The organism is Pseudonocardia sp. McavD-2-B, assembly GCF_024124365.1.
Taxonomy (GTDB): domain Bacteria; phylum Actinomycetota; class Actinomycetes; order Mycobacteriales; family Pseudonocardiaceae; genus Pseudonocardia; species Pseudonocardia alni.
The window spans coordinates 1-10043 of the sequence record NZ_JAMXSG010000219.1 but is presented as its reverse complement, the minus strand read 5'-3'; the positions used below and the strand labels follow the sequence as shown (position 1 = coordinate 10043).

General features: G+C 76.6%; 10 protein-coding genes. 7 read left to right on the top strand and 3 right to left on the bottom strand.

Annotated features, from left to right (window positions below; genetic code table 11):
* The first annotated feature begins 741 nt into the window (after positions 1-741).
* The 3 genes from NH602_RS23055 to NH602_RS23045 are packed head-to-tail and all read left to right on the top strand — an operon-like array spanning position 742 to position 4132.
* Complete coding sequence (locus NH602_RS23055) at positions 742-2154, top strand: heparan-alpha-glucosaminide N-acetyltransferase domain-containing protein (RefSeq protein ID WP_253068881.1); 1413 nt, start codon at positions 742-744, stop codon at positions 2152-2154.
* Positions 2151-3458 (top strand): sensor histidine kinase, encoded by a 1308-nt coding sequence (locus NH602_RS23050; RefSeq protein WP_218899222.1) that lies wholly within the window; start codon positions 2151-2153, stop codon positions 3456-3458. The genes NH602_RS23055 and NH602_RS23050 overlap by 4 nt, the downstream gene beginning before the upstream one ends.
* Positions 3455-4132 carry a response regulator transcription factor gene (locus NH602_RS23045; RefSeq protein ID WP_226356207.1) on the top strand — a complete coding sequence of 226 codons (678 nt, stop codon included), beginning with the start codon at positions 3455-3457 and terminating at the stop codon, positions 4130-4132. Before NH602_RS23050 ends, NH602_RS23045 begins: the two co-directional genes overlap by 4 nt.
* Here the strand turns inward: NH602_RS23045 and NH602_RS23040 are convergent.
* Positions 4125-4625 carry a cupin domain-containing protein gene (locus NH602_RS23040; protein WP_179760372.1) on the bottom strand — a complete coding sequence of 167 codons (501 nt, stop codon included), beginning with the start codon at positions 4623-4625 and terminating at the stop codon, positions 4125-4127. The genes NH602_RS23045 and NH602_RS23040 overlap by 8 nt on opposite strands.
* Positions 4626-4781: 156 nt before the next feature.
* On the opposite strand from NH602_RS23040, the gene NH602_RS23035 reads away from it, so the two are divergent.
* From NH602_RS23035 to NH602_RS23025, 3 genes are all read left to right on the top strand, one after another.
* The gene (locus tag NH602_RS23035) at positions 4782-5120 is read left to right on the top strand and encodes a hypothetical protein (protein WP_253068880.1); all 339 of its coding nucleotides are present in this window, start codon (positions 4782-4784) and stop codon (positions 5118-5120) included.
* Positions 5121-5202: 82 nt separating this feature from the next.
* Positions 5203-5850 (top strand): thioredoxin domain-containing protein, encoded by a 648-nt coding sequence (locus NH602_RS23030; RefSeq protein ID WP_062402120.1) that lies wholly within the window; start codon positions 5203-5205, stop codon positions 5848-5850.
* Positions 5847-6491 (top strand): vitamin K epoxide reductase family protein, encoded by a 645-nt coding sequence (locus NH602_RS23025; protein WP_308292875.1) that lies wholly within the window; start codon positions 5847-5849, stop codon positions 6489-6491. Before NH602_RS23030 ends, NH602_RS23025 begins: the two co-directional genes overlap by 4 nt.
* Positions 6492-6536: 45 nt before the next feature.
* Here NH602_RS23025 and tatA read toward each other — a convergent pair whose 3' ends face one another.
* Both tatA and mgtA read right to left on the bottom strand, forming a co-directional pair.
* Positions 6537-6785, bottom strand: coding sequence for a twin-arginine translocase TatA/TatE family subunit (tatA, locus tag NH602_RS31670; protein ID WP_073573933.1), 249 nt, complete (start codon positions 6783-6785; stop codon positions 6537-6539).
* The gene (mgtA, locus tag NH602_RS23015; protein WP_253068879.1) at positions 6782-9517 is read right to left on the bottom strand and encodes a magnesium-translocating P-type ATPase; all 2736 of its coding nucleotides are present in this window, start codon (positions 9515-9517) and stop codon (positions 6782-6784) included. The genes tatA and mgtA overlap by 4 nt, the downstream gene beginning before the upstream one ends.
* A gap of 86 nt (positions 9518-9603) precedes the next feature.
* Here mgtA and NH602_RS23010 point away from each other — a divergent pair, with 86 nt between their 5' ends.
* Positions 9604-9954 carry a helix-turn-helix transcriptional regulator gene (locus tag NH602_RS23010; protein ID WP_253068878.1) on the top strand — a complete coding sequence of 117 codons (351 nt, stop codon included), beginning with the start codon at positions 9604-9606 and terminating at the stop codon, positions 9952-9954.
* The last annotated feature ends 89 nt before the right edge of the window (positions 9955-10043 follow it).

Here is a 10043-nt window from a genome sequence, read left to right as displayed (position 1 = left end):
GGCCCGGGTAGCCCGGTCGCTCCGGCGCCCGGCGGTTCCGGGACCGTCCCGGCAGAGCCCGGCGCCCCGGTCGGGGGTGCGCCCCCGGGGTCGCCCGGCACCCCACCGGGCGATGTGGACCCGGGCGGGCCCGCCACACCCGGTGCGGGCACGAGCCCGTCGGACCCCGGCGGTTCCGGCGCGGGTCAGCCCTCCGACGGCGGCTCGGGACCCGGCACCGCGCCGGGCCCCGAGCCCACGGCGGGATCCGGTCCCACCTCGGGTCCGGGCACCGCACCGGGATCGGGGTCGGGATCCGGCACGGGTACCGGGAACGGTGCCCCGGACGCGACCGGCACCGGACCGGACGAGGGCGCGGGCACCGGCGGCCCGTCGACCGGCACCCCGCAGGCGGGCAACGCCGACAGTCGCGGCAGGGACGGCGACAACAGAACCGGCGGCGCCGACGGCGGCAGCACCGGCGGCCGCGGCACCACGACCCCACCAGGGGCCTGAGTCCGGAGGGCCGACGGACGTGCGGCGGGCGACTCGGCCCGCCGCCGGCGCCTGTTCCCGCAGGACGTCGGTGTGCCCGCGGCGATGCGCGGGGCCTGCCGGTGCAGCCGGCGCACCGTGACCGGGCGCGACGACCATCACGGAGGAGGGATCGCCCACGACGGCGGCCCTACGACCGTGGTCGGACGGCGCAGATCGTTCCCCGCTCCGACGCGCCCGGGGCGCCCCGGCCCGCACCGTTGCGGCATGACTACGACAGACCGGGTCCCCGTCCCACCGTCGGCGCCACCTGCCGGACCGGACAGCGGGTCGTGGCCGCGCGGCCGGCACCGTCCCGGGCGCGCCCGGGTGGCCGGTATCGACGCCGCCCGCGGCCTCGCCGTGCTCGGCATGATCGTCGCGCACGTCGCCGTCGCCGCGGGGTCGTCCTGGCTGGTCCAGGCGGTGAACGGGCGCGCGGCGGTGCTGTTCGCGGTGCTAGGTGGGGTGTCGCTGTCCCTGATGGCCGCGCCCGTCCTCGCCGCGCCGACCGCGCGGAACCGGGTGTGGCTGCGCCGCCGGATCGCGGTCCGCGGACTGCTCCTGGTGGTCCTCGGGCTGCTCCTGGCCGAGATCAGCAGTGGGCCGATGGTCATCCTCGTCGTCTACGGGGTGCTGTTCTGGCTGCTCCTGCCGGTGCTGTTCGCCCCGGCCCGGGCGCTGGCGGTCGCCGCCGCGGTCTGGGCGGTCGCCGGGCCGCTGCTGTCCTGGGTGCTGCGCGCCCGGTTCGGGTCCCCGACCGACGCCGACGGGCAGACGGTGCTCGGCGCGACCGTGCACCTGTCCGACCTCACCTCGCCCGCCGGTCTCGTGCACGCGCTCGACACGGTGCTGCTCAGCGGCGCCTACCCGGTCCTGACCTGGATGCCGTTCCTGCTGCTCGGGATGGCGGTCGGCAGGCTCGACCTGCGTACGGCGGGCACCGGGCTGGTCGCCGGCGGGGCCGCCGGTGCGGTGCTCGGCTACGGCGGGTCCTGGCTGGCGCTGGACGTCCTGGGCGGCCGCGACGCGCTCCTCGCGTCGGTCGCGCCCCTCGCCGACCGGCTCGGTGTCCCCGCCGAGCTCGCGCTGCAGCTGCTCGGCGGCAGCGCCCTGGGCACGGTCGCCACCACCACGCCCGCCTGGCTGCTCGCCGCGACCCCGCACAGCGGCAGCCCGTTCGACGTCGTCGGCGCCGCCGGGGTCGCGGTCGCCGTGCTCGGCCTGTGCCTGCTCGCCGCCCGGTACGGGGGTCGGCTGCTCGCCCCGCTCACGGCGACCGGCGCGCTCGCGCTGACCCTCTACGCCGGGCACATCGCGTTGCTCGCCTCGCTCGGCGAGTGGCCGCAGACCGCGCCGTGGGCGGCGACGGCGCTGGTCGCGGGCCTGGCCGTGGCCTCCGCGTGGGCCTGGCGCGGGCTCGTCGGGCGCGGTCCGCTGGAGGCGCTGGTGCACAGCGTCTCCGTGCGCGCGGCCGATTCTCCGCCCACGGTCGGAGACCGGGGATCGGCCCCCGCTCCGATGCCCGGCGGGTCCGCCGCGCGGGAGGCTCGGGACATGCAGAACGGCACGCCGGGCCGCGCGCCCGACACGATCGGGTACCGGGGATCATCGGACCCGGCGTGGGAGGAGGCACGATGAGCATCGCGACCCGGATGCGGGACTCCCTGCGTCGCCTGCCCACGCTGCGGTCGACACCTGCCGAGGCACCCACGCTGGTCGAGCGGGCCGTGGCCCTCGGGCGGCGCAACCCCGTCGTCGTCGACGCCGTGCTGGCCGCGCTGCTCATCTGGGTCGCGGTCAGCTGGACCCTCGAGGGCAAGGGCGTCCGCTCGGACATGCGGATCGAGGCGCTCGTCGTCTCGGTGCTGGCGGCGCTGCCGGTGCCGCTGCGCCGCGTGTACCCGATGCCCGCCGCGATCGCGACCGCACTCGTCGCCCTGGTCTGCTCCTTCGCGCTGCCCGGCACGATGGCCGCGTACCTGCTGCCGTCGCTGGTCATGGGGTACTCGGCCGTGGCCTACGGGCCCCGCTGGGCCGGCTGGCTGGCGCTGGTCGTGCTCACGGTCGGGGTGTTCGGACCGTTCGTCGCGCGCGGCCCCGCGGCGCTGTTCGCCTCCCCGGACATGACCCCGCTGGTGGTGCTGGCCCTGTTCGGCGCGATGGCGACGGTCCCGCTGCTGGTGTGGCTGCTCGGGTCGCTGCGCCGCGCCGCCCACCGCCGCACCCTGGACCTGCGCGAACGCAACCGACTGCTGCAGGAGGCCCGCCGCCAGGAGGTCCGCCTCGAGCTGCTGGCCGAGCGGTCGCGGATCTCCCGCGAGGTGCACGACGTCGTCGCCCACTCGTTGTCCGGGATCATCGCCCAGGCCGACGGCGGCCAGTTCGCCGCGCAGCGCGACCCGGCGAAGGCCGTCGAGGTGCTCTCCGGCATCGCGTCGACGGGCCGGTCCGCGCTGTCCGACGTCCGCGGGCTGCTGTCGATGCTGCGCGACACCGGCCCGGACGACGACACCGACACCGACCCGGCGCGTCCGCAGCCCGGCGCCGGCGACGTCCCCGCACTCGTCGAGCAGGTCCGCACCGGCGGCCTGCCGGTCGACCTGCGGACCATCGGCACCCCGCGGGAGCTCCCGACCGGCCCCGGCCTGACCGTCTACCGGATCGTGCAGGAGTCGCTGACCAACGTCATCAAGCACGCCGGGCCCGGCGTGCCCACCCACGTCGACCTGCGGTGGACCACCGACGAGCTGACCGTGCGCGTCCACGACGAGGGAGCCCGCGGCCCCGTCCCCACCCCACCGCGCGGCGGCCACGGCCTGACCGGCATGCGGGAGCGCGCCGCCCTGCACGGCGGCTCGGTCGAGGCCGGTCCGCACGCCGACGGCGGCTGGACGGTCCGGCTGCGCCTGCCCCTCACACCCCCGGCCCGAGGAGAACGGTGAACCCCGTACGACTGATGCTCGTCGACGACCAGGAGCTGGTCCGCACCGGCTTCGCGATGGTGCTCGACTCGTGCGACGACCTCGCCGTCGTCGCTCAGGCCGGTGACGGGGAGGCCGCGCTCGCCGAGCTGGACCGCACCGAGGTCGACGTCGTGCTGATGGACGTGCGGATGCCCCGCCTCGACGGCATCGCCGCCACCCGCCGGGTCGTCGCCGAGCACCCCGGGGTGCGGGTCCTGGTGCTCACCACCTTCGACCTCGACGAGTCCGTCACCGAGGCCATCGCCGCCGGTGCCAGCGGCTTCCTGCTCAAGGACGTGTCCCCGCAGGACCTGATCGAGGCCGTCCGCACCGTGCACCGCGGCGACTCGGTCGTCGACCCCGTCTCCACCCGGCGGCTGCTGCGCGCCACCCGGCCGCTGCTCACCGCACCCGAGCCGGCCGCCGCGGAGCCGTCGGTGGACGCCGTCGCCGCGCTCGCCGACCTGACCCCGCGGGAGCGGGAGGTGCTCGTCCTCGTCGGCAACGGCCGGTCCAACGCCGAGATCCGGGCCGACCTCGTCGTCTCCGAGGCGACGGTGAAGACCCACATCGGGCACCTGCTCGCCAAGACGCAGTCGCGTGACCGGGTACAACTCGTCGCGCTGGCGTTCCGGGCCGGCCTGGTCAGCTGAGCGGCGTGGTGAAGCCGGGGTGGTCGCGCAGGTTGACCTGGTCGCAGGTCAACGCGAACGCGTCGACCTCCTCCGCCGAGGGCGGGGTCGCCCGCGCCGCGAACTCCGCCAGCCCCCGGAAGTAGCGCTCCCGCGGTGCGCCGGGCACGAACAGGATGAGGAACCGCGCGTCGCTGTCCGGGCCGGTGCGGAACGCGTGCACCCCCCGGTGCGGGACGTGCACCAGGTCGCCCGGCCCGGCTTCGGTCCAGGTGCCGCCGGTCATGACCCGCAGTGCACCGTCGAGGACGTAGAAGCTCTCGGTGAACCCGGTGTGCAGGTGCGGCAGCGCACCGGGGGAGTCCGCCGGGATCCACGACTCGAACAGCCCGAACCCGCCACCGACCTCCGCGCCGGGTGCGGCGAACCGGGTCCACGAGCCGGTCGGGGAGGTCACGGCGCGTTCGGTGGTCGTGGCGGGGCGCCACACCGCGCCGGGCTCGGGGAAGCTCACGCACCGAACGTAGCGGTCCGGCGACCGGGCGTCCCGGCGCGGCGGCCGGTCTCCACCCGCGCGGGCCGTGGGGGAGCACCGGGGCGGCGAGGGCCCCTCGGTATCGTCGTGGGCGCTGCCGGAGGCGTCCGGCCGTGGTCGGAGCGGAGAGGTGGGGTGAGGCACGTGCGCGTCCTCGCCCCGATGGCGTTGCTGGTCCTGGCCCTGGTGCTGTGCGCGGGCCCCGCCGTCGCGACCGCCCCGGGCGCCCACGGCGCCGCCCCGGCGGTCGTCGTCGGCTCGGACTGCTCGCAGCACCCGCTCACGCTGATGCACGCAGGGGACTGCGAGCAGGCCCCCCGCCGCGACGACGACGTGCCCGCCCCGTCGCTGCTGCCGGTCGCCGTGGTCGCCGTCCTGGCGGCCGGGCACACCGGCACCGCGCCGCCCGCCGCACCGGAACGGACGCTGTGCGCGCCGTCGCCGGTGGAACACCTCTGCGTGGACCGCAACTGAGGCGTGCGGTCACCCCGCCACCGCGTCCCCGCACCCGTTCCGACCCGGCCACCGCGCCGGGCCCCGTGGAGGAAGACTCCCGATGACCCGCAACGTCAAGATCTCCCTGGCCGTCGTCGGCGCGTTCGCGCTGATCGTGGCCGCGCTGCTGTTCGCGACGCGACCCGGCACCCCGGAGACCGGCGCCGCCGCCGGTGCGCCCGACAGCCTCGTCACCGCCGACGCCGCCCGCCTCAACGACGCCCCGAACGCCTCGGCCACCCTGGTCGAATTCGCCGACTTCCAGTGCCCCGCCTGTGGCCAGGTCCAGCCGATCATGGACCAGCTGGTGCAGCAGTACGGCGACCGCGTGCAGTTCGTGTTCCGCAACTTCCCGCTGCCGATGCACCAGAACGCCGAGGCCGCCGCGCTCGCCGGCGAGGCCGCCCGCGCCCAGGGCGCGTTCCACCCGATGTACGAGCGCCTGTTCCAGACCCAGCGCGACTGGTCCGAGTCCCCGGACGCGGCGACGGTGTTCCGCGGCTACGCCCAGGATCTCGGCCTCGACCTGAACGCCTACGACGCCGCCGTCGCCGACCCGGCGACCGCCGCGAAGATCCAGGCCGACAAGGACGCCGGGCTCGCCGCGGGCGTCGAGGGGACCCCGACGATCTTCGTCAACGGTGAGAAGGTGCAGCTCCGCTCGGTGCAGGACATCACCGACGCCCTCGACGCCGCGGTGAACCGGTGAGCGTCCCCTCCACGGCGCGGACCGAGGAGTTCTCCCGTGTCACCACCGGCGCCCCGGCCGTGCCGGGGCCGGTACCGCGGTTCCTGCCGTGGCTGCTCGTCGTCGGCGGCGTGCTGGGGCTGATCTCGGCGTTCACGCTGACCGTCGAGCGTATCGAGCTGCTGATCGACCCGGCCTACACGCCGTCGTGCAGCATCAACCCGGTGCTGTCCTGCGGGTCGGTCATGACGACCCCGCAGGCGGCGTTCTTCGGGTTCCCGAACCCGCTGCTCGGGATCGGGGCGTTCGCGGTCGTGGTGACGACGGGTGCGGCCCTGCTGGCCGGGGCCCGCTTCCCGCGCTGGTGGTGGGTGGGGCTGACGGCCGGGTCCGCGCTCGGCGCCCTCTTCGTGCACTACCTCATCGTCCAGAGCCTGTACCGGATCGGCGCGCTCTGCCCGTACTGCATGGTCGTGTGGGCCGTGACGATCCCGATCTTCTGGTACGCGCTGCTCGCGACCCTGGACGCCCTCGGCGGCGGCGCGCGTGCGCTGCACACCCGGCTCACCGGCTACCACGCGGTGCCGGTGGTGCTGTGGTTCCTGGTGGTCGTCGGGCTGATCCTGCAGCGTTTCTGGACCTACTGGTCCTCGCTGCTCTGAACCGGCCCGCGGGGCCGGGGACGTGCGTCCCCGGCCCCGCGACGGTCAGCGCTCGCCGGTGGTCCGTTCCTCCGCGACCCGCTCCCGGGCCGCCGGCTCCCCGGCGGGCCGCTCCTCGAGGGCCCGGTCCTCGGAGCGGGCCGCGCCGTCGTCGGGGGTCCCGCCCAGCTCGGACTTCAGGATGCGGGTGGACCGGCCCACCGAGCGGGCCAGGTCGGGCAGCTTCTTCGCGCCGAACAGCAGCACGACGACCAGCAGGACGACGAGCAGCTGGGTCGGTCCGGGTGGGGTCATCGGATCCTCTCCTTCTCCTGCCGGGAGTCCGCGGCGCGGATCCCCAGCACGTGACGCAGGTACAGCGGCCGCGTCGCGGCCACACACGACAGGAACGGCAGCACGACGGCGGCCAGCAGCGGCCACACCGCGGGCGGTGGCGCCGCCATCCCGAACAGGGGGGCGAGCGGGGTGAACGGCATCGCCAGCCCGGCCAGGACCACGGCCGTCACCGTCGCCACCACCGGCCGGGCGGCGCGCCCGGCCCGCGTCCGCAGCAGGGGCAGCACCAGGACCTGGGACAGCACCCCCTCCATGAACCAGACGGCCTGGAACACCGCCTGCTCCTGCGGGGTGTCCAGGCCCAGGAAGCGCCACACCGCCCAGAACGTGACCAGGTCGAACGCCGAGGCCAGCGGCCCGAGGACCGCCATGCACCACAGCATCCCGCGGGTGTCCCAGCGCCGGGGCCGCGCCGTCCAGCCCGGCTCGACCCGGTCGAACGACAGCGACAGCGCGGCCACCCCGAACAGCACGCCCTGCAGCAGCAGCTGTGCGGGCAGCAGCGGCAGGAACGGCAGCACCGCCGAGGCGACCAGCACCGACAGGGCGTTGCCGACGTTCAGCGCCGCGGTCACGGTCAGATAGCGGGTGGCGCGGCCCAGGGTCCGCCTGCCCTCCTCGACCGCGGAGACGACGACGTCGGGGCTGCGGTCGGCCAGCACGATGTCCGCGGCCGCCCGGGCGGCGGGCACCGCCCCGTCGACGCCGATCCCGACGTCGGCGATCCGCAGCGCGCCGACGTCGTTGAGGCCGTCGCCGAGGAACCCGACGGTGTGCCCGCGGGCCTGCAGCGCGGCGACGACCCGCTCCTTCTGCAACGGCCCGAGCCGGGTGAACAGGGTGGTGCGCGCCACCGCTCGGGCCAGCGCGACGTCGTTGAGTGCGTCGAGCCCGGCGCCGTCGAGCACCCCGGTGACGGCGATCCCGGCCCGCGCGCACACCTGCTCGGCGACGGCGGTGTCGTCGCCGGTCAGGACCTTCACCGCGACGCCCTGCTCGGCGAAGCGCTCCACCGCGCGGGCCGCGGACTCCCGCACCGGGTCGACCATCCCGACGAAGCCCAGCAACAGCAGGTCGCGCTCGGGGTCGTCGTCGTCACCGGCGCCGAGCGGACGCAGCAGCGGCGTCCGGCGGGTGGCGACGGCGACGACCCGCAGCCCGGTCGCGCGGTGCCCGGCCGCGGCGTCGGCGGCCGCGGTCCGCAGCGACGCGGTCAGCTCCACGGCCCCGCCGTCGCGGGCGACCCGGGTGCAGCGGGGGAGCACGGTGTCCGGGTCGCCCCGCACGATCACCAGCTCACCGGGGTCGTGCGCGTCGCGCAGCACCATCGCCGAGCGCCGCCGGGAGTGGTCGAACGGCAGCTCCTCGACCCGGGTGAGCAGGCCGTGGGCCAGCAGCGCCGACCCGTCCCGGTCGGCGGCGGACACGGCGTCGTCGAGGCCGTCGCGCGGGGTGGTCTGGAAGCGCACCGCGACCGCGGCCGCGTCGGCCGGGGCGGGGTCGGGGCGGCCGTCGACGTCGACGGAGTGGGTGAACACCACCCGGTCCTCCGTGAGCGTGCCGGTCTTGTCCAGGCAGGCGACGTCGATCGAGCCGAGGTCGTGGATGGCCTCCGGGCGGGTCACCAGCACCCCGGACTCGCGCAGCCGGGCCGCGCCGCGCAGCAGCGTGGTCCCGACGATCAACGGCAACAGCTCCGGGGCCAGGCCGACCGTCACGACGACGGCGAACAGCAGCGCCTGCCGCACGTCACCGGACACCTCGACGTTCACCAGCAGCACCAGCGGCGCCGCGAGCAGCATGCAGCGCACCAGCGCCCGCCGCACCGACCGCAGTCCCCGGTCCACCTCGGACTCCGGACGGGGACGGCGGCCGCGCCCGGCCAGCTCCTCGGTGTGGGTGTGCGCCCCGGTGGCCAGCACGACCGCCGTCGCGGTGCCGCGGACCACGGTGCTCCCGGCGAACAGCAGCGCCGGGAGCGCGGTGAGCGGGCGGTCGTCGGTCCCTGCCCGCGACGGCCGTCGCCGCGGCGCCGGGCGCGGCTCCCGCGACGACGGGGGCGCCTTCGTCACCGGTAGCAGCTCCCCGGACAGCGACGACTGGTCGACCAGCAGGTCCCGGGCGTGCAGCAGCCGCGCGTCGGCCGGGACGGGGTCGCCCGCGCCGAGCAGCACGACGTCGCCGGGCACCAGGTCCTCCGGCGGCACCTCGCTGTCCCGCGGTGCGGTCCCGGGCGCCGGGCGGCGGCGGACCGTCACGGTGGTCGCGGCGTGCGCGCGCAGCTCCCGCGACAGCCGGTCGCTGCGGGCGGCGTGCCACAGGCGCAGCCCGACGCCGAGCGCGGCGACGACGAGCACCAGCGTCGCGCTGCCGGGGCTGCCCGCGACGGCGAGCAGCACCCCGAGCACGGTCATCAGGCCGGAGAACGGGCCGGCGAGCGCGCGGCGGGCCCACACGGCCGCGCCCGGGCGCCGGACGGCATCGGTGGCGTTGTCACCGTGGGCGTGCAGGCGCAGTGCGGCGGTGTCCTCGCACAGTCCGCGGCGCGCGGACTCCAGGCCCCGGAGCAGCGCGAACGCGTCGGCGCCCGCCCAGTGCCGCAGTGCGGGCTCGCCGGGCGTGACGGGCGGATCGGCCGGCGGGGGCGGTGGTCGCGCCGCGGCACCGTCGCGCCCGATCGTCCGGTCCAACGGTGCCCCTCCGGTCCCCGGCACCGCGCCCGGCGCCGCCCGGTACGGTAACAGTTGCGTAAGTGACGCAACTGTCTGGAGGCCCGGTGGAGACCGCCCCCGAGGACCCGCAGCCCCTCGACCCCGAGCTGCTGGCGGACGCGGCCGCGGCGTTCGGGATGCTCGCCGCGACCTCGCGGCTGCAGATCGTCTGGCTGCTCGCCGACGGCCCGCGCGACGTCGGCACCCTCGCGACGACCCTCGGCCAGCCGGTGGCGACGGTGAGCCAGCACCTGGCGAAGCTCAAGCTCGCCGGGCTGGTCCGTGCCCGCCGCGAGGGCCGCCACCAGATCTACGTCATCGCCGACGCCGGCGTGGTCGAGGTGGTCCGGACCGTGGTGGCCGCGCAGGACCGCAGGCGTGAGCCGGGCGGCGTCCGCGGGCGGGGGATCGCGTGACGCCGCCGCCGGGTCCGGTGCCCCCGGACCGTCCGCGTCCGGACCGGGCCGGGGCACCCCGTGTCCCCGGCGTCCCGCCGGCTCCGGGC

Bases quoted from the DNA above. Each gene is read 5' to 3' on its own strand.
- NH602_RS23030 (WP_062402120.1), top strand. From the start codon at position 5,203: ATGACCCGCAACGTCAAGATCTCCCTGGCCGTCGTCGGCGCGTTCGCG.
- tatA (WP_073573933.1), bottom strand. From the start codon at position 6,785: ATGACCCCACCCGGACCGACCCAGCTGCTCGTCGTCCTGCTGGTCGTC.
- NH602_RS23055 (WP_253068881.1), top strand. From the start codon at position 742: ATGACTACGACAGACCGGGTCCCCGTCCCACCGTCGGCGCCACCTGCC.
- NH602_RS23050 (WP_218899222.1), top strand. From the start codon at position 2,151: ATGAGCATCGCGACCCGGATGCGGGACTCCCTGCGTCGCCTGCCCACG.